Source organism: Litorimonas taeanensis (assembly GCF_003634015.1).
Classification (GTDB): Bacteria; Pseudomonadota; Alphaproteobacteria; order Caulobacterales; family Maricaulaceae; genus Litorimonas; species Litorimonas taeanensis.
The window spans coordinates 1,142,534-1,165,241 of sequence record NZ_RBII01000001.1 but is presented as its reverse complement, the minus strand read 5'-3'; the positions used below and the strand labels follow the sequence as shown (position 1 = coordinate 1,165,241).

Genomic DNA, 22,708 nt, shown 5'->3' with positions numbered 1-22,708 from the left:
CTGAGGGGCAAATTTATGACTATCAAATCAATTGTATTATCTGGTGCGGTTTTATTAGGGGCGCTGTCAATCGCGCAGACGGCTTCGGCGGTGGACCGCTATGTTGGTGAAGTTATCCTCGTCGGCTTTAATTTCTGTCCGCGCGGCACAGCAGCAGCTGATGGGCAACTCTTGGCTATCGACCAAAATTCGTCTCTGTTCGCACTATATGGTACGACGTATGGTGGGGACGGTCGGACCGTTTTCGGTCTCCCGGATTTAAGAGGGCGAACCGTCGTCGGGGACGGAACTGGCCCAGGTCTGACGTCAAGGCGTATAGGTGCCAGAGGTGGTGTAGAAACCGTCAAAAACTTACCTAAAAATGTTGCCACAGCAGACGGAGATTCTGCTCAACAATTTACTGAAGGCAGCGAACAAAATATGCAGCCTTTTCAAGTCATGAAATATTGTGTTGTAACAAACGGTATATTCCCGAGCCGTAATTAGGGGTATAATTAATAGGGGGTCTTAGATCCCCCTATAGCAAAAAATATTTGCCTGAACGTTCAGAGCGTTATAAAATTAGAAGCATGAAAAAAATAGTTGCGCTTATCACTCTGTTTTTCGCAGGCTTTTCTGTAAATCTTGCTCACGCCCAGACGACGAAATCTTGTCCGAATGGTATGGTCCTCGCAAATACGTTTGAAGCCAATTTCGCGAGCGGGCCGAATAGCTGGGGGCAAGCTATTTTATATTGGCAGGATTACGGGATTTCAGCGGTGGATTCACCGAGTAAAATCGTACGCTCCCTTATGGAGTGTTATGGTAAATATTGCGGAATGGGGGATGGTGATACAACTGCCCACGCGACAATGAAACAATATCATAGGGATTTAGCCGCTTATAAAGATGGACGCATTGATACCGCTCCTGTGCTGGATAAAGCCGCTGTTTCTGCGCCGCCTGCTGTGATGCTAAACTGGGCGGAAAAGCGGTTTAATTGCAAAGCGGGTCCAACTAAATCTCAGCGAGACGCCCAGCAATTAGCCGATTATAGAGCTCGGCAAGCTAATGCCTCTAACTCTTATCGAAAATCTGCCCCTGCTGGACAAGTAAAGAGTGTCAAAGACGACTGGGAGTTCTATGAAAAAGCAAAGCGGAATGGTGGGCCAGATTTTTACCGCTGGTGGGATGCCAACAAAAAGATGCGCTCTATCCAAGATGCTTATGACATGTGTTATTTTCATCCTGTAACGAGCGTAGAATGCACCGCGCCAAAAGCTTGGGCCGATAGAATGACAGGTAAATATGTACCACCTACTCAAGGCTTGTCGCCTAATGCGCCATATACAGAAAGCTACACCGAAAAATATGGCTATAAAGGTCCTGCACGGAGTGGTCCGTCCGCTCCACCTCGGAGCAATGAACGTCGCTGTTACAATCAAGGCGATGGCACGGAGAAATGCTTTTACGATTGATAGACATAATAAGTTTGCAATTACGTATTATCCACCCCATATGAAACTTATCGATCTAAGGCCGAACAATCTGGCTTACTAACTTCTGCCGTCCAACGCAGAGGTGACTATGTGTTTTACTCTTCCCGACATCGACAAACGCACGCGGCTCCGCGATGGGGTCTCGGCAATTTTATGACGTGAAAGGAAATTCCCATGTCAGATATGCAAACAGGTACTGTTAAATTTTTCAACAACACAAAAGGCTTCGGCTTTATTCAACCTGAAAAGGGTGATGATGTTTTTGTACACATCTCCGCGCTTCAGCGCGCTGGCCTTGACGGCTTACAGGAAGGCGACAAAGTTGCTTTTGAAACGGCTGTGGATCAGCGTTCAGGAAAAACAGCTGTTGAAACTATTTCAATGGCATAAATTGCTCGCGCAATTTTATTCAAACGCGTCTTCGATGAAGGCGCGTTTTTTTTTGCTTCAATTACGCACCGCATGACCACAGGCCTTCGAATTGACGCTCGGCGCCATCAGCGCGTTGATAGGTGAGGCTAGCCTTACGTTTTGAGGATTGATTGTCTTGAGTGTCTCCGATGACTACAATGGTGACAGTCTTTCCTTGTCCAACAAATTTGGCGTTCTCATACATCGCGCCAAAGCCTTTGCCTGAGGTATTTTGCAAAGGTTCCACATAATCACCGACTTTGATAACGCCCTTGGCAGGGGCGTCGCTATCGGCATCACCAGAGGCCACAACAAGCGTTTGATCCGTATTTGATATAAAGGTGCAGAATAGCTCGCCCCTGTCGACATGGGCTAAATCTGCGCCTGTTAATGTGTTTAGTGTAATGGATGAACCATCACCGCCAATCGTGTTTGTTGGGATCTGTGTTTCACTGGAAGGCGTGTAAGCCTCTTCCAACCCGTCAGATGTTGATAAGACGTCATCGGGCTCACTCACGGTCTCAGAGCAGGCCGTTAAAAAGAGCAGGGCAGCGGCGGGTAGTGCCAATAAATATGCATGTGTCATAGCGGCCTAACGGATGCGTTGTGTATAGGTTCCGTTACATAGAATACATTAAACAGGGGCTCCATTAGGGTTTGTGGATGGATGTGGGTTTTAACGGTATTTTAACAGAATCGCCCTTATGTTCACTTTATGTTCTATACTTATCTTTTAACAAATCAGAACCAAGATGTGCTATTTGGGGGGCGCTGTGATGACCTTATACGGCGCATATATGAGCATAAGCTAGGCCGGCAAATTGGTCGGGCCTCGCCCTATGCTATTGACCGCCTTGTGTGGTTCGAAGTGCATGAAACCCACAAAGCGGCGGTAAAGAGAGAGCAAGACATCAAATCTTGGCCGCGTGAGTGGCGTCTGGCATTGGTGCAAAATTCAAACCCGCATTGGAATGATTTGTCGAACGGATTGACCAAAGCGTCTATTGAAGAAAGCCTCATTCATGCGAAAGCGGTGCATCAGTGCGCGAATACACTGCCGTCATTGCATAACACAGCGCCAAGTCAGGACGCTAATCACACGGAGTTTGCTTTGGCCTCATAGTCTGGCCTCATAATTTGGAAGTTGCCTGATAAGTCTGAACGGCAGATAAATTTAAGTCTCAGGGCTTATTCAGACTGTTATGCTAAGGTGTCATCTTCAAACTAATGCCACATTGTGGTGTTAGTCTCTGATTGAGATAGAGGCAGAGGAGGCGAAGATGAGACAAAATTTACGGAAACGATCTGTTATTTTAATGGGCGTGATGGGGGCTTTGATGATGGGGCAAACTGCATCAGCGCTGAGCTGCGCCATGCCAGACCTTGCGCAAAAAATGGAAGAGGCGAAAGCGTCTGACACGGTTTACCATATCTTTGTGGGTAAGTTCAGAACGATCACACATGGTATCAATCCGCCCAAACCTCTTGATACTTACCAAGACTCTTATGGGGCGCCTCATCAAGGCATCCCGCCTCATCAAGCGCCGCAGCCGCCAAAAATTCAACGTGCCTTTTTTGAAGGTTTCTCTCTTGGGCCGAATAGACGCTATGATGTTCCGCTCTCTGGTTTACCTGTGGATATGGAGATTGGATGCGCGGGGCCGTGGTGCGGGTCGGCGCCGTCATCTGAACAAACGCATATTGCCTTTGTTGAAGCGCGAAATGGTCGCCCCCCTTTATTACGAGTATCGGCCTGTCCGAATTGGGTTTTTCAGACAGAACCCAATGATGGTAAAGTTAGAAAGCTACGTCAGTGCTATGATAAAACCTGTCAGTCAGAAGGCAGACCACGCCATCGATAGGTTACTTGCGGCCCTCTTTTAAGCCACCATCTTGATAATAGATAATATCGGGATTTTGAAAAGGCGTCAGCGTGACCCCAGGCGGCCGGGCTTTCAAAGTCCCGCGCCGCTTCCAGCGTTCGCTTGCGGCGATAAACAAAATGGAACCCGCCAAAACAATAGTTACCGAGTTACTGGCGATAATAGGTTTGGCGCCCGTGAGAATGCCATAGGTCAACCACAACGAAACCCCAATCACGTAAAAAGAATACATCAATAAAGATATGCCGGAGGTTCGCTTTGTGCGTATCACCAAATAGGCTTGCGGTACAAAGGACAGCGTCGTTAGAGAGGCCGCTGCAAAACCTATAATTTCAGTCTGTGTCATAAGACCCTCGGACAATAAGTAAAACTCTCTATCGCCCTAACGCATATTCGCAAATTTTGGCAAACAGATTTCACCTCTATCTTATCATAGCTGGTATGACGTTCTGGGCTGCTTGTGACGGCTTTTCCGAAACGGTTCACACTAGAAACCAGAGACACCGAAGGTCGAGTATCATTGAATTCGAACTTGCATAATCGGGCCATTATTGGGCGGAGGACGCTGTTTCACCCGCTCTATGTCGCCCGTGCTTCACCAAACCGTCAAAAAACTATTGCTTGCTATTATTTCAATTCACCCCCATATCGCGAATATCGAAGACGGCCAGACTACCCGGCTATTAATGGTGCGCTTAATATAATGTTTCGAGCGCTGTTGTGAGTACGCAGTAATATCCTTCCTCGACAATAGGGCCACCTGCAGTGGGCGGCCAAAATGACGTGAAAGGAAATACCATGTCAGACGAAATGCAAGCTGGAACCGTAAAGTTCTTCAACACAACAAAAGGCTTCGGCTTTATTCAACCAGAAGCCGGCGGCGACGATGTATTTGTACACATCACTGCGCTTCAGCGCGGAGGCCTACAAGGTCTTAACGAAGGTGATAAAGTAACTTTCGATACAGCCAAAAACGAGCGCACAGGTAAAACTGCTGTCGAAAATATTGCAATGGCGTAAGCCAAAATTCAATATTGAATGGGAAGGGCCTCTTGAGGGCCCTTTTTTTGTGGGCGATTGTCATTGGATAGGGTAATGTCTCAAAAAAATTGGGGGCCTTCATGACACCGGAAACTTTTTTAGCGCCTGTAATGGCTTTGATTGTTTGGACGCTCTTAATATGGGTGTTGCTTTATATACGGCGTATCCCAGCCATGAAGTCGGCCCGTATGGCTCCTGACAAAGCAAAGCTCCCAGATAGTGGGTGGAAGGGTCAATTGCCACTAAAGGCGCAAGTCGCAGCGCATAACTATAATCATCTGATGGAGCAGCCGACTCTGTTCTATGCCTTGATGTTCTACATCACTCTGACATCGCAAACCTCATCAATATTATTCTATCTGGCTTGGGCTTATGTGGCTTTGCGGGTCGTGCATAGTTTTATCCAAACTAATGCTGGCCCAGTTATGATACGGTTTTCCATCTTCACGCTTTCAACGCTTGTGTTGGCGGTGATGGTGGGGCTTACGCTTTTATAAGCTTAAGCTCTTAAAGCGTATCCCAGACAGAGGCGAGGGCGATAAAATCTGCGCTCTCATCGGGGTCGCGGTCATTATTTAAATCCGCAGGACTATTCCGCGTAATGATAATGCCAATGGGATGGCCGCTCTGAGCATCTATTACAGGGCCGCCGCTCATACCTGTCACAACAGGTTCGTCTGGATCTGTGATATGAGCAATCCACTGTCCGGGCATACGTTCATAATAGACGGTGCCTTTTCGGATTTCGGGGGTTCGAGACCCAGCAGGATAACCCATTAGTATGACGGACTGCCCAATTTTCGGAGACTGAGGCCGAGCAGCCGGCTTCGTGCAGCCTGCAAGCGCCGCATCCAATCCGTCTGGCCAACTAGTGCAATCGTCGGGCGCAAAGTCGGGCGTGTGATCCATAGCTTCACTGACGCAATGTCCTGCACTTATCCAGCCGCCCCAATAGGCAAACCATGTCGTGTAACATTGAAAACCTCGTTCATTATGAAAATAGCGTCTCACATCAAGGTCGGTTTGAGTTAACGAAGGCTTTGGGCTTAAGGCCTGAGCCTTAACTGCCTTGGGCTTAACGGTTGTTTTGGGGGATGGTTTTCGGCGAAATATAGAAAAAAAAGACATGGGGCCTTGTGTTCCAGTTTTTCTGGTAGAGCAAGCTGAGTGTGATATAAGGCCATATGAAATTCATACTGTCCCTATTTTCTTTTGTTCTAATGACAGCCTGCTCTACGGCATTCGTGCCCGCTAATGCTGATGGCAAAGGGGCTGACATAATTGATTATCCGCGCGATAAACACGGCGAGGTGATGCCCTTTGTGAGCGATAAAAATGCGAGCAAGGCCGTGGATGAAGCGATAATCAAAGCCGCCGCCGAAGATAAAAAAGCCCTTATCGTAATGGGGGCGAATTGGTGTCATGACAGTCGAGCCTTGGCCACCCATTTTGAAACGTCAGAATTCAAAAACTTACTCGGCGAAAATTATGTCCTTGAATATATTGATGTTGGACAAAAAAATAAAAACCAAGATATTGCCCGGCGGTTTGGTTTGGACGGCACAAAGGGCACGCCAACTGTATTGATTATTGATGGGACAGGTCAAATCCTTAATCTGGAAACAGCGCCGACATGGCGAAATGCGGCGAGCCGTAAAGACGTAGATATCTATGATTACTTCCAAAGTTACGCCCATGATGGAAACTCTGGTGCAGACGACATAGTCGAGGATTAAACATATGTTTATGGGGCATTACGGGCCGGCGGTCTGGGATACACAACGTGGACGAACCGCGCCTTTAGTGCCTTTATGGCAAGCCTTTCTGGCTGTTCAGGCCGTTGATATTGTTTTTTCTGTATTGGCAATCATGGGGGTTGAAGGCTCTGTTATGAAAGATGGGCAGCCAGTCTTTCATATTCCATGGTCACATTCTCTGCTGACTTCGCTTATCATTTCCATTGCGGCAGGAGCCATATTTATTAGCTTTAAACCTAGTGCTGGGCGAAAAGGTTTTATTGTCGTCTCACTATTGGCTTTCTCTCATTGGGTACTCGATTTGGTTGTGCATCGGCCAGACTTACCACTTTATCCGGGGGGTGATTTGCATTTGGGCTTCGCCCTTTGGGATTATCCACTTTTGTCCTTTGCTATGGAAATAGGACTATTACTTTTGGGGTTTGTTTATTGGATGGGAGTTACAAAACCCAAAACTGTTTTTTATAGCCTCGCCCCCATCGTGCTTTTTACTTTCATGTGTATTTTGCAATTTATTGCCATCACAAAACCAGGATTAGATTTGCAAGCTGGAACCTTTGATCCCGCGACGCAGCCACAGGGTGTGGTTCTTGGGGTGTCAGGCCTTTTTGCGTTTGGCTTATTAACCGTCTGCATCTGGGCCATAGAGAGAGGGCGACGCGCGCAATTTGGTGAGCCCTTAAAATTTTAAGGGGTCTTTTTAGGCGGTGTATGGCTCTCAATGTCTTGTGGATTGATTTTCGTCGGTAGGCTTGTGGCCTCTGATGTTTGTTTATTGCGGGCTTGGTTAAGGCGAAAGCCTCGACCCGTTACAATGGCGTCACGGCCAAATTTCTCACGCGCTATATCCGAGGCGCGCTCCGCTTGACCGCGTTTGCTTGCCTGCGGATCTAGCAAGTCGGCACTATCGCCAATCGGTGCGCTAAGGCTTGATATACCCGCACCGATAAGGCGATAAGAGCTGCCTTTTAATTCGGCCTCTAATAGCGGTTCCAGCGCTCGGAATATAGTATCGGCGAGCTGAACGGGTTGGGCGAGTGTTCGTCGACGCGTAATTGATTTAAAGCGTGAGGTCTTTAGCTTTAAAGTGACAGTGCGTCCCGCAAGGTTTTTGGCTTTTGCTCTGTCTGCGGTTTTCAAACAAACTTGCCATAGCTTGTCCTTCAAATCGTCCTTATCTGAAATATCTGTATTAAAGGTGGTTTCGGCGGAAACGGATTTGCGTTCAGCGCGGGGTTTTACTTTGCGAAAGTCTTCGGCACGGGCGAGACGTGCCAGCCGCAAGCCTGGCTCGCCAAACCGTTTTGCCATTTCTTTGTCAGAAATTTTGCGAACATCGGCGATTGTATGCAGTCCGCCTTTCATCAGTTTGGCAGCAAAAGCAGGGCCTATTCCAAATATAAACCCTACAGGTTTGTCCAATAGAAACGTCTGTGCATCACTCCGTCCTAAAACAGCAAACCCATGAGGTTTATCTAAATCTGAGGCCGTTTTGGCTAAGAACTTATTATAGGAAAGCCCCACAGAAACGGTCACGCCAACGTCTTTTAATATACGGCTTTGCAATTTCATAAGGCTTTCAACAGGGGTAAGACCATGCAGCCGTTGGGTCCCGCTTAAGTCAAGAAAGGCCTCATCGATGGAAAGAGGCTCGACCAAAGGGGTCAGCGCTTTCATCATATCCCGAATTCGGCGGCCTTCATATGCGTATTTCTCCATACTGCCTCTGACGACGACGGCATCAGGACACAGTTTTAACGCTTTGAACATCGGCATCGCAGACCGTACACCATAGATGCGCGCATGATAACATGCTGCCGATACAACGCCGCGCTGTCCTCCGCCTACGATAACAGGCTTGTCACGAATCTCGGGGTTGTCACGTTTCTCTACGGAGCAATAAAAAGCGTCACAATCAACATGAGCAATTGAGAGATGTCCAAGCTCGCTATGTGAAATTATGCGCCCGCTTTCACATTTCGGACAACGCGATAAAAGGTCAGTAGACCCAGCGCCGCAGTCTCGACATAAAGATATGAGAGACGAGGGCAGGTTTATGTCAAAATGAGATGACAATCTTTACGAATCCTTAGAGCGTTCCTGTTATGTTCTGTGTCGTAATAAGGCATAAATGGATAATCTACGCCCGTCTATGGTTAACCCACTCCTAAGATCAAACATACGCTTAGTTAAGGATAGTCTGTCATAGTGTGGCCAAGAAAACAAAAACGTAGGCGCAAAGTCTACACATATTGGTGAATTCGGAACGATGTTAAAAATCATGCCCAAAAAAGTTCTCATTGTTGAAGATAACGAGCTTAATATGAAGCTCTTTGCCGATCTGTTGGATGCGCATGGATATGAAACACGTCAAACCCGTGAGGGGTTAAAAGCGATTGGAATGGCAAGGGAGTTTCTGCCTGACCTCATTTTGATGGATATACAACTTCCTGAAGTTTCAGGGCTTGAAGTCACTAAATGGATTAAGGATGATAAAGCTCTTGCTGATATTCCCGTTATCGCTGTCACAGCCTTTGCCATGAAAGGTGATGAGAAGCGTATTCGCGATGGTGGATGTGAGGCTTATATTGCCAAACCCATCACAATTTCGTCTTTTCTAGCGACTGTACGCAAGTTTGTTGAGCCTGCTTAAGAAAGGCTCGATATGTCTGCTCGCATACTTGTCGTTGATGATTTGGCTCCAAACCTGAATCTGCTCGAGGTTAAGCTCCAAGCTGAATATTATGATGTTGTGACCGCCAAAAGCGGTGAAAAAGCGCTGGAGATAGCCTTTAAAGAACCCGTTGATTTGATATTGATGGATGCGATGATGCCGGGAATGAGCGGATTTGAGGCGTGTCGCCAGTTAAAGCAAAACCCCAAAACTTGGCATATCCCTGTCGTTATGGTGACGGCATTAGAAGAAACCAAAGACCGTATTCGTGGCCTAGAAGCTGGGGCCGATGATTTTATTTCAAAGCCGATTGATGATTTTAACTTAATGGCGCGAGTGCGTTCTCTCTTGCGACTTAAAATGATAACGGATCAACTTTTAACCCATAATCATGAATTAGCGCATGATGCGCGTGGGGTGCTCGAAGGCATAAACAAGAAAAGCGGGACTGTCTTATTAATTGAGGATGATGTTCTACGCTCTGGAAAAGTCGCAAAAACGCTGAGTCCAATTCATAATGTTTTGATTGAAACAGATCCTGTCACCGCATTGCGCCGAGCCAAGGCAGGGGTGGACTTGATTATTGTAAGTTTACTTTCCAAGAAGTTTGATGGGCTTAGAGTATGCGCCAGCCTTCGCTTTAATGAAGAAAATCGCGAAACCCCCATATTGATTATCGGTGATCCCGAAGATGAAGCGCGTCTTATTCGTGCCTATGATATTGGCGTGAACGACACATTGATGCGTCCCATTGATAAACAGGAAATGCTTGCCCGCGTGAATACGTCAATGCGCCGAAAGTTTTATGCTGATAATTTGCGCGATAATTTTAATGAGAACCTAGAAATGGTGATTTCTGACCCGTTAACGGGGCTAGGGAATAGGCGCTATTTTGACCGTTCAATTCTACCATTATTTGATGCCCTAGAGACTAAAAATCAGCCTTTCTCAATAATGGTTTTTGATATTGACCACTTTAAACGCGTCAATGATATTTTAGGCCATGATATGGGCGATCAAATTTTGAAAGAGGTAGCCGCGCGCCTTGTGACGAACATGCGCTCTATTGATATTGTAAGCCGGTATGGCGGCGAAGAGTTTATGATTGCAATGCCAGACACTATCCAAGAGGCCGCTTTGAGCGCTGCCGATCGAGTACGCGGCTTAATCGCAGGTACGCCAATCTATGTCGAAGGTCAGGCTTTGCAAATTACAACAAGCGCAGGTGTGGCACAGGTTCGCAAAGGCGAAGAGCTTCGTGATGTTTTTAAGCGGGCGGATGCCGCTTTATATGCCGCAAAACAAGGGGGACGTAATCAAGTGCTTCCTGCGCCATTACTTGACGCTGCGGCTTAATTAGAGCCGTGTTTTTGGCTATTAGGTAGTCACTATAAACGTCTGCAATCTGAAGTCATTGCTTTCTGTCCTTGTCATCATTTTATGACTTATCCGTCATTAAACTTTGACCAAGTCGTTACCAATCAGTCATGTGAGATACTTAGGGACGCTCCAAATTCTTGGTAAATTTGGAAGAAAAAATGCAAAACCTAAGACCTCTGTTAACAACAAGCGCAATGGCTTTAGCGCTCATTTCACAAAACAGCTTTGCACAGGCTGGCCCCAATGACGGACAAAGCTTAGTCAATGATGAGGTTATCGTAACGGGTACAAAGCTTTCACGGGAAACTGGAATTAATGCAAAGCGTGAAGCGCTCGGTATTATTGATGCGCTTGGAACGGATGAACTGGGTCAACTCCCGGATAAAAATGTGGGGGAAAGCCTCAATCGTTTAGCCGGTGTTTCTATGCTCGTGGAAAAGGGCGAGGGACGATACGTACAAATTCGCGGCATTAACCCGTCTTTGAATAATGTAACGATTAACGGCATGGGGCTCGGCTCTCCTGAAACAGAAAATGGCGGCCGTCAGGCCCCGCTCGATATTATTGCCGGCGGTGTTTTGGGCGCAGTACAAGTTATTAAAACACCTACGCCTGACATGGATGCTCAAGGTATTGGCGGTACCGTGAATGTCGAAACGAAGTCTCCCTTTGATAGGCCTGACTCCTTCTATGGTTACTTATCTGGGCGTTTTGGTTTTGAAGAAATTCAGCCTGAAGACGAAGCCTATGGTGGACATAATCCGTATAGCATTGATGCGACATTATCTGGAAAAACGGATGATGATACATTTGGCTGGTTGATTGGCGGGTCTTGGTCTGACCGTGAATATGTCGCGCCAGGTTATTATCAGGATGACTGGGTAGAGCAAACAGGTGGTGCCGCCCCAGAGAATGTTAAAAACAATTACTATATCATTGGCCGTGAGCGTTTAAATTTAAATGGTACGGTTGAGTTTCGTCCCGATGATGTCTCCAAGTATTTTGCGCGTGGGTTCTATGCCAAATGGGATGAGTTCCAGCACCGTAATCGTTACGAGCAGAATTTCACAGAAGACATTGTTTACACATCTGCCAATGGCGGCACGTCAGGCCTAAACCGTATTGCAGCAAATATTCGCTTGGAAAGTCCTGAAAAGGAAATTTTCAGCCTCTCAGCAGGCGGCCAAAACATCGTTGATAATCTGACCTTCGATTACTTGGGGCAATATAATAAAAATACTATTTCAGAGCCTTATTCATATTGGGAATGGCGTTCTGGAACGGACTTTGGTCCAAATAGTTTTGAAATTAATGCCGATGGTGTTGTTTCTATCACGCCAGATGCAGGTACACCTGACCGCCAGGATGCTTCACTATTACCTTTCCGCCGGGCTCGTTTTCAAGATTCAGATATGACTGAGGATGGCCTTATGGGGCAGTTTGATGTGTCATGGGAGAAGGGTGCCGATACAATTATAAAGGCTGGGGTAAAGGCACGTCAAACGGATCGAGATTGGGATTACCAACTTACACGTTATGACGGAGGTGCATTAGATTTAAATCTCGCGACCTCTTCAGATTTCACAAGTGGAGCCTTTCAAAATTGTTCGGCGCAAGGCTGCCCACCCAATATCTTTATGAATATTGACGCGATGGATGCTTTCTTGGCAGAGCCATCAAATTCTGATTACTTTGTACTGAACACCAGTGAAAACTTTATCGCTAATTTTGCCTCTGATTACAGAATTAAAGAAACTGTTCTCGCAGGTTACGTCATGGGTACGAAAACTTATGGGCCAGCCCAAATTATTACAGGCGTAAGAATTGAAGCTACAGACGTCAATTCATCTGGCTTTTTGCTGGAAGGGGAGGATGCTGTAGAGGTGGAAGATGGCGGTGACTACATCAATGTGCTGCCTGCGCTTTTAATCAATTATGATGTGTCTGAAACGCTAAAAGCTCGAGGCGCAATAACGCGGGCCTTAGGACGTCCAGACTTTACAGACATCGCCCCGCGTTCGTCTTTCTCTGAAGAGTTGACGATTGGTGATTTGTCTATTGGTAATCCTGATCTGAAACCGCGCTTGTCTTGGAACTTTGATGCAAGTTTGGAATGGTATGCAAACTCACTGACACTTTTATCGGCCTCAGTGTTTTATAAAGACATCTCTGATGACCTAGTTGGATTATCAGAACGGTATACGACACAAGCCGACATCGAAGCTCAATTAGAGGCTCGCGGCCTTAATGGTGCGATTGATGCATCAGATTTGACAGAGCTTAACATTGATACAACTGTGAACAGTGGAAGCTCGACTTTGAAAGGTCTGGAGCTTGTCGCGCAAACTCAGCTTGATCCATTCCTTCCTGAAGCTTTGTCAGGTATCGGTGTTTCGGCAACGGCGACATTCCTAGATGGAGAAACAGAGGTCAATGGCGTGACTCTGCCACTCTTGAATCAAGCGGAGATGACTTACGCTCTAACGCTATTCTATCAAAACCACGGCTTTGATGCGTCTGTAAGCTATGCTTATAATGACGACTTCCTAACGGGCGTGAATTTGGACAACCCTGGATTAAATCTCAGCCAAGGTAAATTTGGTCGGTTCGATGCAAAAGTAAGTTATGATGTTATGGATCAGCTGAAAGTATTTGCCGAAGCCGTGAATATTAATGATGAGCCAACAACTGAATTCCAAGGTGGCATTGAAACGCAAAACACCGAACATGAATATGTAGGCCGTACTATTTATGTAGGATTTTCTTATGGGTTTTAAATCTCATAGTCTTTTTGCAATATGCTGTGTGCAGGCTCTATTATTAGGGGCCTGCAACCAGAGCTCTGCTGCGAAACCGAATGTTGAACCAGAAACTCCTGCTTTGCAAAATACAGGCCCTTTAACGGTACCTGATTATACTCCACCTCAGGTCTCGCGGTACAAAGCCAAGACACTTCGCAGCTATACCGCCCCTGAAGCCGATCAGGGGGCGGCCATAGATGAGGCGCATCTCTATGCGGTGGATAATACGGTTATTGCCAAATACAGGCGCAGTGATGGGGCCTTCTTGGGGCGTTTTATCGGGCCAAAGAACGGCCTGATACGTCACATGAATTCCTGTTATGCGAAGAATGAAAAGCTTTGGTGCGCCAATTCAAACTATTCCCAAGTCCCTATGGCGTCATCGATAGAAATCTTTGATACGCAGACACTTCAGCACATAGAGAGTCATAGCCTTGGCCTCAGAGATGAAGGGTCATTGACATGGTTTGATGAAGTCGATGGCGGATATATCGCTGGTTTTGCTCATTATGATAATAAAGGCAGCGCAGGTTTCAAAGACAGCCGATATGCAAGCGTGGTCGCTTTTGATGCGGCGTGGCGCCGTACAGGCGGTTGGTTGTTTCCAGGCAGCGCCATAGAGCGGATGAAACCTTATGCGGCCTCAGGCGGCGCCTTAGGGCCCGATGGGCTGCTTTATATTTTGGGGCACGATAGACCTGAAATGTATGTTTTGGCAAAACCTGTAATGGGGCCGACTCTCATCCACATCGCGACAATAGATCTTGAGGTCGAAGGTCAAGCCTTTAGCTGGGGCGTGAATGGCTCTCGTAATATAGTGGCTGTCGAGCGGCGAGATGGGTTGATTCGAGAAATCGAAATCCCTGCCATCACATTTGATGAGCCAACGGCGCGCCGTTTCAGATAAAATGTAGCTTCACTTATACTTTGCCCCATTTTGTTGGGGCAGGCTCTATTGGGGCAGGGTCTAAATGTGCATAAAAAAACCGCCCAAAAGAGCGGCTTTTCAATAAATAAAGTCAGGAAAGATTACTTAATCTTGCCTTCTTTGAAATCCACATGCTTACGCACAACAGGGTCATATTTACGTTTGACCATTTTTTCTGTCATTGTACGTGAGTTTTTCTTTGTCACGTAGAAGTAACCAGTGTCAGCTGTCGAGTTAAGACGGATTTTAATAGTTGTTGGCTTCGCCATGACGCACGCGCCTTTCTTCTGTAATTCGAAGCGCGGCAATTAAGCGGGATTCGCCCTAATGTCAACTCCGAGATTGCAGAGATTTGGGCGGCAAGGCTTTAATTTATCTCTGGAAACCGCGAGGCCCGCATTTCGCCGCGTATGGCCTTTGATTGGAATATATCTTTGGGCGGGCGATTATGGGACAGATAGTCTTTTAAAACGCCGAGCATCATCGTTGTGGCGCGTTGCCGTTCTAAATTCTCTATATCATCAAAAGTGAACCAGCCCACATTGAGAAGTTCCGCGCTGTCTTCAATTTTGGGCGGTTGAATGTCGCCCAGATGTTTATGAAAAAACCACGCGTCAAAGCGTTTATGACGGTGAGGCGGAGTAATAGCGCGGCCAAAGACCTCTATGCCTGAAATATCCGGGTGTAGGCCAGCCTTTCGAAAGGCGTCATAGCTTGGATGATTCAGATTACGAACACCCTCATTTACAGACTTCCCAAGTAGCAAGCGCGTTTCTTCCCAAGTCTCACGTACAGCGGCGAGAACAATGGCGCGAGATTTACGGGGCGTATAGGCAGCTTCTAATATGCGTTCAGTGCGGGGGCTAAGATCCCCGGCGTATTTGGCGTAGCTATCGGCGCGGTCCACACGGCCGCCAGGAAACACGTAAACACTGGGCATGAAATCATGTCGTTTAGAGCGCTGTCCCATCAAAATTTTGGGGTTTGTTTTGTCCCCAATAGTCAAGACGATGGTCGAAGCGATTCGAGGGCGCGGCGCGCGGGATAATTGCGCGCGGCGATCGACCTCTTGTTCAGTCATTTTTATCTTTCCCAGAGGGAAATTTTGCTCGCTATCGCGTTTCATCGTCTACGTCTTTGATGTTTTCTGCCGCGTGAAGCGTTGCCGCGGTCTCTTGAGTTTCGTCTTGGGGCTTTACCGGCTTCGCCTTTACTCAGCATCTCAAAGACGAGGCCGCCAGTGACTGGTGTGGCTTCTTGGAGGCGCACGCGAACTTGGCGACCAAATTTATAGGTGTTCCCACTTTCAACGCCGGTTAGTGCCTTTTTCTTTTCATCGAAAGCGTAATATTCTTGGCCAAGACTGCGCGCGGGAATAAGGCCGTCTGCGCCGGTTTCATCAAGGGTGATAAACAGACCAAACTTGGTCACACCGGTAATGCGGGCATCAAATTCTGCTCCAATATGTTTTTCCAGATAGGCCGCAATATAGCGGTCCTTGGCGTCGCGCTCTGCAACCATAGCGCGGCGCTCTGTTGAAGAAATATATTCCGCGATTTCTTTCAGGCGAGAGGCTTCTTCTTTGCTTGTACCGTCCTCCCCAAGGTCAAAGGTTTTAATGAGCGCTCGGTGGACAACCAAATCTGCATATCGCCGAATAGGGGATGTGAAATGTGCATAATGATAAAGGTTTAATCCAAAATGCCCTGAACCATCGGCTGAATATACGGCTTGCGATTGCGAGCGCAAAACTGCCATGCCAACTGTTTCGGCGAGGTCTTTGTCTTCGGCTTGTTTCAAGAGACGATTGAACCGTTTTGGCGTCACGCGTTCTGATAATGTGAATTTAAGGTCGAGCGCTGGCAGGAAATCCATAAGGCCTTGAAGCTTGGTTCTGTCTGGCGCTTCGTGCAGTCGGATGATGGTTTGGACGTTTTTCTTTGAAAGCGCCTCAGCGGCGGCAACATTGGCCTGTACCATAAATTCTTCGATGAGCTTATGAGCATCAAAGCGCTCTCGAACCGTCACCCCCGTCACTTCGCCTTTGTCATTTACGTGAACGCGGCGTTCTGGGAGGTCTATGGCCAAGGGTTCACGCTCAGCCCGGGCCTGTTTTAATACGCCATAGGCCGCATAGAGGTTTTGTAGGACATCTAGGACAGGTTCTGCTTCTTTTTCTGGGCTCCCTAAAAAGCCATTTTGGGCCTGTTCATAGGTTAATCGAGCATGAGACTTCATCAGGCCGCGATGGAACTTATGGGATATTTTATGACCCTTTTTATCAAATACCATCCGCACCGCCATACAGGCGCGGTCTTCATTTGGGCGCAGCGAGCAAAGGTCCGAAGACAGCTCGTGAGGTAGCATCGGTTCAACGCGATCAGGCAGGTATACTGAATTTCCTTTGTCTCGTGCGGCTTTATCGAGTTCTGACCCAGGTGTCACAAATGCGGCGACATCCGCAATCGCAACCCAAATAATCCAGCCCCCTTTGTTTTTTGAGTTTTCGTCGGGGTGCGCCAAGACGGCGTCATCGAAATCTTTCGCATCAACAGGGTCAATTGTGATGAGGGGGAGGTGGCGTAAATCTTCCCTTGGGCCGTCGATTTTGGGAAGTTTAAGAGATTTAGCTTCTTTGATAACTGCGTCGCTAAATCCTTGTGGAATTTCGTTTTCATAGAGAGAGATTAGCGAAGCAGACTTGCCTCCATCAGCGGAGCCGATTGTACGCGTAATCTCTGCTAGGCGTAGGTCGCCCTTATTACGACGTGTAGAGCGAAAAAAGACAAGATCGTTATTCTGCGCGCCTTCTGGCAGGCGAACAGGCTTATATTCGTCGCGTGCTTTTTTACTCACGGGTTTAATACGCCAGCCGCGCCCACCCTCATATAATACACCTAAATGTTCAGATGGCCCTGTCCCAAGTTTTTTCATGACTTGGGCAATGATTGTGCCGTCATCGCGTTTTTTGATACGGCAGAGCGCTCGGCCCCCCACGCTCATTTCAGCAGATTTATGCCCTTTAGACTTCTTCGAGATCGGGCCTTCGCGTATGATGACTTGGGGGGCGTTACCTTCGCCCTTAAAGCTCTCTGGGACGCCAATCATATCGCCATGTTCGTCAATCTTCATGACTTGGATAACCATCACGCCGGGGAGGGCATCAGCTTCGCGAAATGTCTTTTTAGAGGACTTTAAGATAAGGCCATCTTCTTCTAATTCACGCAAAATTGCCCGAAGGTCACGGCGCGCATCACCTTTGACACTCAGCTTTCGTGCAAGCCCTTTATTGTCAAACCGATCTGGCTCCGCCGCAATGGTTTCTAAAACAGATTTACGGGATAGTGTCATTGCAGCGGATATAGCAGGGACAAATGCGGATGTCATTGACGGATTGTAATGTCTAACACCTCATGAGTGTATGCTGTTTTGGCGAGCCCAGAGCATGAGAGCCGTGACATAGGGCGCAAAATTAACACCCTATATCAAAAGAGGTTATGTTTCTGTAGCTGGTTTTTTAGCCGTAGTTTTCTTTGCTGTGGTTTTCTTTGCCGCTGGTTTTTTCGCGGCTGGTTTCTTTTTAGCTGCAGGCTTCTTTTTGGCTGTCGTTTTTTTCTTTGCAGGTGCCTTTCGCTTCTTGGCTGGGGCTTTGGCTTCTTTCTCCGCGATATATTGCAAGGCCATTTCCATAGTCACCTCTTGGGGGTCTTGCCCTTTAGGTATGGTGGCGTTGACTTTTTCAAACTTCACATAGGGGCCATAACGGCCTTCCATAATGTGAACAGGGCTCTCAGAGCTTGGGTGTTTGCCTAAATCTTTTACAACTTTACCCCCGCGGCCACGCCCAGGGTTTGCGCGTTTTTCGGCAATCATTTCCACAGCGTGGTTCATGCCAATCTCGAACATGTCTTCGGGATCTTTAAGGCTGGCATAGGTTGTATTGTGTTTAATATAGGGCCCGAACCGACCGAGGGCGGCAATAATTTGATTTCCGTCTTCAGGATGTGAGCCGATTTTGCGCGGAAGGTTTATTAAGCGGAGGCCTTTTTCAAGGTCCATGGTGTCATAATCCCATGTCTTTGGCAGACTGGTCCGTTTTGGTTTTTTCTCAGTTTCCATTTCGACATAAGGGCCAAAACGTCCTGTTTTCAAGACGATGTCTTTGTCTGTTTCTGGGTGCTTACCAAGGACTTTATCCTCGGTTTGTTCGTTCATACCTGCGCTTTGCCCAAAGGGCCGTGTCATTTTACAATCTGGATAATTCGAACAGCCCACAAAGGCGCCAAACTTGCCGAGTTTAAGAGAGAGTTGCCCGTCGTCACAGCTTGGGCATTTACGTGGATCTGTGCCGTCTTCATTGTCTGGGAAAACAAGTGGGCGTAGAGCGTCGTTAAGGGCATCCAGAACATGCGTTACGCGCAGGCTTTTTGTTTCGTCGATACTGGCTGAGAACTCATTCCAAAAATTGCTAAGCAACTCTTTATAATTAAGCTCGCCTGCAGACACGAGGTCGAGTCGTTCTTCTAGGTCAGCCGTGTAATTATACTGCACATATTTGCCAAAAAAGTTTTCGAGGAAAGACGTCAATAAACGGCCTTTATCAGCCGGGGTGAAGCGCCGCTTTTCTAGCTCGACATAACCGCGGTCTTGCAGAACTTTTAATATGGACGCATAGGTCGAAGGGCGCCCAATGCCCATTTCTTCCATCTTTTTGACCAATGAGGCTTCGGAATATCGCGGAGGCGGTTGTGTAAAGTGCTGGTCAGCTGTGATAGCAGAAGCGGCCGCATCATCACCGGCTTTTACGGGTGGCAAGGTTGCATCAGCATCGTCACCATCGTCACTTTTTGGTTTTGTTTCTTCATACAGCTTTAGAAAGCCGTCAAAGCGGATAACTTGGCCTGTGGCGCGTAGCTCGACTGTTTTTTGATCTGAAATCGTTACGGTCGTACGTTCTAATTTGGCCGATGACATTTGACTGGCCATGGCGCGTTTCCAAATCAGCTCATATAGGCGCTTTTGATCCCCTTGAAGGTTGAGCGATTCTGGCGTCCGTGTGAAGCTGGTGGGGCGGATGGCTTCATGGGCCTCTTGGGCGTTTTTCGCTTTTGATTTATACTCACGATGTTGCCCGGGTAAGTAATCATCACCATAGTTTGATGCGATAGTCGCGCGGCAGTCACTGATCGCTTCGCCAATCATCGAGACGCCATCTGTTCGCATATAGGTAATCAGACCCGTCGTTTCGCCGCCAATGTCTATGCCTTCATAAAGGCGCTGGGCGGTTTGCATGGTCTGACTTGCGGAAAACCCTAATTTGCGAGACGCTTCTTGCTGTAGGGTAGAGGTGGTAAACGGCGCTTGCGGGTTTCGCGTGACGGGCTTGGCCTCTACTTTTTCAATCGATAATTTTGCGGCTTCCACAGCGGCCTTGGCTTTCAGCGCAAGCGTTTCATTACTTAGGCTAAACTTATCAAGTTTTTCTCCGTCTAAAGCGACGAGACGGGCAGGGAATTCACCACTATTGGCTTTAATTTGCCCTTCAACGCTCCAATATTCACGGGCATCAAAATTTTCAATTTCAGTTTCGCGCTCACAAATTATACGAAGAGCAACGGATTGCACACGGCCCGCTGACCGAGAGCCGGGAAGTTTGCGCCACAATACAGGAGAGAGCGTGAAACCCACTAAATAATCTAGGGCACGTCGGGCAAGGTAAGCCTCTACCAATTCCATGTCGAGTTTGCGCGGCTTAGCAATCGCTTCTGTGACAGACTTTTTAGTGATGGCGTTAAACGCTACGCGCTCGACCTCTTTTCCCTTGAAAGCTTTTTTCTTGGAAAGAACTTCGAGTAAATGCCAAGAAATGGCCTCGCCCTCTCTATCCGGGTCGGTTGCGAGAATGAGTTTGTCAGCTTTTTCAAGCGCGTTCTCAATATCTTTGACGCGTTTTTTTGCGCGCGTATCAATAGCCCATGACATAGAAAAATCATCTTCTGGGTCTACTGAGCCATTTTTAGACGGTAGGTCGCGAATATGTCCAAAGCTAGCTAGAACTTTGTAATCTTTACCTAAATACTTCTCGATTGTCTTAGCTTTGGCAGGAGACTCAACGATAACAAGATTCATTTTATGCGTACCTTTTTATCTATCACCCCGAAAATCAGGGGCCATAGCGGCGCTCATTTGGTCTGCAGTACATATAATGTCAACTCGCAGTTCTGCGGAAAATATAAACTACACGCTTAGGTATAGTTATTAATAAAACACGCTTGAGTTTATATTTGGTTTTGTGTCATATAGGGGTTGTCGTTAAAAAAGTGGTGGAAAAAGACATAATGTCAAAGATCGTAGAAACGCCAAAATCCAACCAAGGCCCGCTTTCTATCAAACAATTGCGGCTGATGGAGTATATTGAAGATATCATTATAGAGTTAGAGGATTTATCCTCTGCTTGCGACTTAGGAGAAATAAGCACCGCATTGGGCGAGGTTAAATCCTATGTTACAGGACGATTAGAGATTTAATACACAGCGGCTATTTTGCCATCTGACTCCACAGAGATTTCTGCGTTCAGTTCCAGCTCTAAGAGGGCTGCATTTATAATGGGGGTTGGTATATCCGTCGCCCTAATAATATCATCCCGTAGAGTCGGCGTCGGCGAGAGAAGTGAAAGAAGTTCAGACTTTGCTTTCTCAATCGCTGAACTGGCTCCTTCCCAGTCAAAAACGGGGGGCTGGAATGGATTTTCTGTCTCTAGTAAATGCGTCTGTAAATCGGGGCCGGATAGGCTCTCTAGGCATTCTATGACGTCTTGGGCATTCTCAATCAGGGCGGCGCCTTGACGTATAAGTCGATTGCAGCCTTTAGTGCGAGGGTCGAGCGGAGACCCTGGCGCGGCCATAACTTCGCGTCCTTGTTCGGCGGCGTATCGCGCAGTAATGAGCGTGCCCGATCGTTCGGCAGCCTCTATAACGACGACGCCACGGCTGAGCCCAGAGATGATGCGGTTACGGCGAGGAAAGTCACGAGCCGAGGCCCGATACCCTAGTGGGCTTTCACTGATTAGTGCGCCTTCCTGTCTCATTTTAAGGTGTAGCTCTTCGTTTTGGCGAGGGTAGATATGGTCAACTCCGCCGCCAAGGACCCCGATAGTGCCTGTTTGTAAAGCGGCGTGATGCGCGCAAGTATCTATGCCGCGCGCGAGACCTGAAACAATAACGAACCCTGCCTCGCCTAACTCCGCGGCCATATTGGCCGCAAACCTTTGACCATTGGCAGAGGCGTTCCGAGAGCCGATAATGGCCACACAATTTTGAGATAACAGATCAACCTTGCCCCAAACGCTGATAATGGGAGGCGGCGGATTTATAGCGCGTAAATAGGCGGGGTAGTCAGGTTCACACGCGGCGATAAGACGTATGCCGAGCGATTCACTTGCCTCGAGTTCGGCTTCAACTTGTTCCAGAGAAGGGGGTTTTATATCTTTTTTTCGGATAAGAGAGGGTAGGGCTTCGAGTGCTTTCCCAGCGCTGCCGTAACGAAGTAATAAATCACGAAAGGCAACGGGGCCAACTGTCTGAGTCCGAGTGAGGCGCAACCAATCTCGTTTTTCCGTAAAACTTAAACGGTGTGAAAGATGAGAGTTTAGGTTCACTTTCCTTTTTGTCCGATCTTACTTTCTTCGCCTTTCATAAGCCGCGCTATATTTTCGCGGTGACGAATAAGAATGATAAAGGCCATGAAAGCCACCATTACAGCGCCGCTGAAAGGAGAGATAAACCATGCTAATACAGAAGAAGCCACGCAGGCCAATAAAGCGCCAAGGGATGAAAGCCGTGTGATAAAGGCTGTCGAGAGCCAGACTATGGCGGCAAATATACCAATAGGCCAAGCCAGAGCAAAAAGCCCGCCAAAGAATGTTGCAACCCCTTTGCCGCCTTTAAAGCCAAGCCAAATAGGATAGCAATGCCCCACTAAGGCTGCGGCTGCTGCCATATAGCCAAAGGGTTGGCCGAAGAAATGAAGAATGACGAGCCCTGCGCCGCCGGCCTTGGCCGCATCCAAAATAAGCGTCAATGCGGCAATATCTTTGCGGCCTGTTCTCAACACATTGGTAGCTCCAATATTCCCTGAGCCAATATTGCGAATGTCTCCTTGCCCTGTCGCTTTCGCAAGTAAGAGCCCAAAAGGTATAGAGCCTAAAAGATAGCCCGTTATGAGGGCTGTAAGTGTCGGTATAATATCCATAGCTAAATCGTGCCCAAAGCCGCCAGACGTGTAAAGTAAAAACGCATATCGACTTGTTACGTCAGTCGATGACATAGACTTGGTTCGGACAGCTTTCAGCGCCTT

Annotated in this window: 24 protein-coding genes; 14 read left to right on the top strand and 10 right to left on the bottom strand. The window is 47.5% G+C overall.

Annotated elements, in window-relative coordinates; translation table 11 throughout:
- Nucleotides 1-15: 15 nt before the first annotated feature.
- The 3 genes from DES40_RS05450 to DES40_RS05440 all read left to right on the top strand — a co-directional run bounded on the left by DES40_RS05450 (nt 16) and on the right by DES40_RS05440 (nt 1,868).
- Nucleotides 16-486: a phage tail protein gene (locus tag DES40_RS05450; protein ID WP_121099510.1), complete on the top strand. Its 471-nt coding sequence runs from the start codon at nt 16-18 to the stop codon at nt 484-486.
- Between the two features lie 83 nt (nt 487-569).
- Entirely contained in the window at nt 570-1,457 is an 888-nt protein-coding gene (locus tag DES40_RS05445; RefSeq protein WP_147405859.1) for a hypothetical protein, read from the top strand.
- Nucleotides 1,458-1,661: 204 nt separating this feature from the next.
- Nucleotides 1,662-1,868, top strand: coding sequence for a cold-shock protein (locus DES40_RS05440; protein ID WP_121100460.1), 207 nt, complete (start codon nt 1,662-1,664; stop codon nt 1,866-1,868).
- A 61-nt stretch (nt 1,869-1,929) separates the two neighbouring features.
- Here DES40_RS05440 and DES40_RS05435 read toward each other — a convergent pair whose 3' ends face one another.
- A complete protein-coding gene (locus tag DES40_RS05435) occupies nt 1,930-2,475 on the bottom strand; it encodes a hypothetical protein (RefSeq protein ID WP_121099508.1) in 546 nt (181 codons plus the stop codon).
- Nucleotides 2,476-2,604: 129 nt separating this feature from the next.
- Here DES40_RS05435 and DES40_RS05430 point away from each other — a divergent pair, with 129 nt between their 5' ends.
- Both DES40_RS05430 and DES40_RS05425 read left to right on the top strand, forming a co-directional pair.
- Nucleotides 2,605-3,012, top strand: a complete 408-nt coding sequence (locus DES40_RS05430; RefSeq protein WP_121099507.1) for a GIY-YIG nuclease family protein — start codon at nt 2,605-2,607, stop codon at nt 3,010-3,012.
- Nucleotides 3,013-3,169: 157 nt separating this feature from the next.
- Nucleotides 3,170-3,751 (top strand): hypothetical protein, encoded by a 582-nt coding sequence (locus DES40_RS05425; RefSeq protein WP_121099506.1) that lies wholly within the window; start codon nt 3,170-3,172, stop codon nt 3,749-3,751.
- Nucleotide 3,752: 1 nt separating this feature from the next.
- Here DES40_RS05425 and DES40_RS05420 read toward each other — a convergent pair whose 3' ends face one another.
- The gene (locus tag DES40_RS05420; RefSeq protein ID WP_121099505.1) at nt 3,753-4,118 is read right to left on the bottom strand and encodes a SemiSWEET family sugar transporter; all 366 of its coding nucleotides are present in this window, start codon (nt 4,116-4,118) and stop codon (nt 3,753-3,755) included.
- 464 nt (nt 4,119-4,582) lie between these two features.
- Here DES40_RS05420 and DES40_RS05415 point away from each other — a divergent pair, with 464 nt between their 5' ends.
- Complete coding sequence (locus tag DES40_RS05415) at nt 4,583-4,792, top strand: cold-shock protein (RefSeq protein WP_121100458.1); 210 nt, start codon at nt 4,583-4,585, stop codon at nt 4,790-4,792.
- 101 nt (nt 4,793-4,893) lie between these two features.
- Entirely contained in the window at nt 4,894-5,310 is a 417-nt protein-coding gene (locus tag DES40_RS05410; RefSeq protein ID WP_121099504.1) for an MAPEG family protein, read from the top strand.
- A 10-nt stretch (nt 5,311-5,320) separates the two neighbouring features.
- Here the strand turns inward: DES40_RS05410 and DES40_RS05405 are convergent, their stop codons facing one another.
- A complete protein-coding gene (locus DES40_RS05405; protein ID WP_121099503.1) occupies nt 5,321-5,941 on the bottom strand; it encodes a S1 family peptidase in 621 nt (206 codons plus the stop codon).
- Between the two features lie 56 nt (nt 5,942-5,997).
- Here DES40_RS05405 and DES40_RS05400 point away from each other — a divergent pair, with 56 nt between their 5' ends.
- Both DES40_RS05400 and DES40_RS05395 read left to right on the top strand, forming a co-directional pair.
- On the top strand, nt 5,998-6,549 hold the full coding sequence (locus DES40_RS05400) for a thioredoxin family protein (RefSeq protein WP_121099502.1): 552 nt from the start codon (nt 5,998-6,000) through the stop codon (nt 6,547-6,549).
- A gap of 4 nt (nt 6,550-6,553) precedes the next feature.
- Complete coding sequence (locus tag DES40_RS05395) at nt 6,554-7,261, top strand: hypothetical protein (RefSeq protein ID WP_147405857.1); 708 nt, start codon at nt 6,554-6,556, stop codon at nt 7,259-7,261.
- Here DES40_RS05395 and DES40_RS05390 read toward each other — a convergent pair.
- Nucleotides 7,258-8,646, bottom strand: a complete 1,389-nt coding sequence (locus DES40_RS05390) for a DNA polymerase IV (protein WP_233345441.1) — start codon at nt 8,644-8,646, stop codon at nt 7,258-7,260. The genes DES40_RS05395 and DES40_RS05390 overlap by 4 nt on opposite strands.
- Nucleotides 8,647-8,851: 205 nt before the next feature.
- Between DES40_RS05390 and DES40_RS05385 the strand changes: the two genes are divergently transcribed.
- From DES40_RS05385 to DES40_RS05370, 4 genes are all read left to right on the top strand, one after another.
- A complete protein-coding gene (locus DES40_RS05385; RefSeq protein WP_121100454.1) occupies nt 8,852-9,223 on the top strand; it encodes a response regulator in 372 nt (123 codons plus the stop codon).
- A 12-nt stretch (nt 9,224-9,235) separates the two neighbouring features.
- Entirely contained in the window at nt 9,236-10,600 is a 1,365-nt protein-coding gene (locus DES40_RS05380; RefSeq protein WP_121099500.1) for a PleD family two-component system response regulator, read from the top strand.
- A gap of 182 nt (nt 10,601-10,782) precedes the next feature.
- The gene (locus DES40_RS05375; RefSeq protein ID WP_121100452.1) at nt 10,783-13,401 is read left to right on the top strand and encodes a TonB-dependent receptor; all 2,619 of its coding nucleotides are present in this window, start codon (nt 10,783-10,785) and stop codon (nt 13,399-13,401) included.
- Nucleotides 13,391-14,332, top strand: a complete 942-nt coding sequence (locus tag DES40_RS05370; protein WP_121099499.1) for a hypothetical protein — start codon at nt 13,391-13,393, stop codon at nt 14,330-14,332. Before DES40_RS05375 ends, DES40_RS05370 begins: the two co-directional genes overlap by 11 nt.
- A gap of 122 nt (nt 14,333-14,454) precedes the next feature.
- Here DES40_RS05370 and rpmG read toward each other — a convergent pair whose 3' ends face one another.
- The 4 genes from rpmG to topA all read right to left on the bottom strand — a co-directional run bounded on the left by rpmG (nt 14,455) and on the right by topA (nt 20,482).
- On the bottom strand, nt 14,455-14,622 hold the full coding sequence (rpmG, locus tag DES40_RS05365) for a 50S ribosomal protein L33 (protein WP_121099498.1): 168 nt from the start codon (nt 14,620-14,622) through the stop codon (nt 14,455-14,457).
- Between the two features lie 98 nt (nt 14,623-14,720).
- Nucleotides 14,721-15,479 carry an NUDIX hydrolase gene (locus DES40_RS05360; RefSeq protein ID WP_121099497.1) on the bottom strand — a complete coding sequence of 253 codons (759 nt, stop codon included), beginning with the start codon at nt 15,477-15,479 and terminating at the stop codon, nt 14,721-14,723.
- The gene (gene rnr / locus DES40_RS05355; protein ID WP_121099496.1) at nt 15,476-17,740 is read right to left on the bottom strand and encodes a ribonuclease R; all 2,265 of its coding nucleotides are present in this window, start codon (nt 17,738-17,740) and stop codon (nt 15,476-15,478) included. Before rnr ends, DES40_RS05360 begins: the two co-directional genes overlap by 4 nt.
- 108 nt (nt 17,741-17,848) lie before the next feature.
- Nucleotides 17,849-20,482 carry a type I DNA topoisomerase gene (topA, locus tag DES40_RS05350; protein WP_121099495.1) on the bottom strand — a complete coding sequence of 878 codons (2,634 nt, stop codon included), beginning with the start codon at nt 20,480-20,482 and terminating at the stop codon, nt 17,849-17,851.
- Between the two features lie 209 nt (nt 20,483-20,691).
- On the opposite strand from topA, the gene DES40_RS05345 reads away from it, so the two are divergent.
- Nucleotides 20,692-20,880 carry a hypothetical protein gene (locus DES40_RS05345; protein ID WP_147405856.1) on the top strand — a complete coding sequence of 63 codons (189 nt, stop codon included), beginning with the start codon at nt 20,692-20,694 and terminating at the stop codon, nt 20,878-20,880.
- On the opposite strand, the gene dprA is transcribed toward DES40_RS05345, so the two are convergent.
- Both dprA and plsY read right to left on the bottom strand, forming a co-directional pair.
- Nucleotides 20,877-22,010 carry a DNA-processing protein DprA gene (gene dprA, locus DES40_RS05340; protein WP_121099493.1) on the bottom strand — a complete coding sequence of 378 codons (1,134 nt, stop codon included), beginning with the start codon at nt 22,008-22,010 and terminating at the stop codon, nt 20,877-20,879. The two genes, DES40_RS05345 and dprA, sit on opposite strands and share 4 nt — an antisense overlap.
- Entirely contained in the window at nt 22,007-22,678 is a 672-nt protein-coding gene (plsY, locus tag DES40_RS05335) for a glycerol-3-phosphate 1-O-acyltransferase PlsY (protein ID WP_233345439.1), read from the bottom strand. Before plsY ends, dprA begins: the two co-directional genes overlap by 4 nt.
- Nucleotides 22,679-22,708 lie beyond the last annotated feature (30 nt).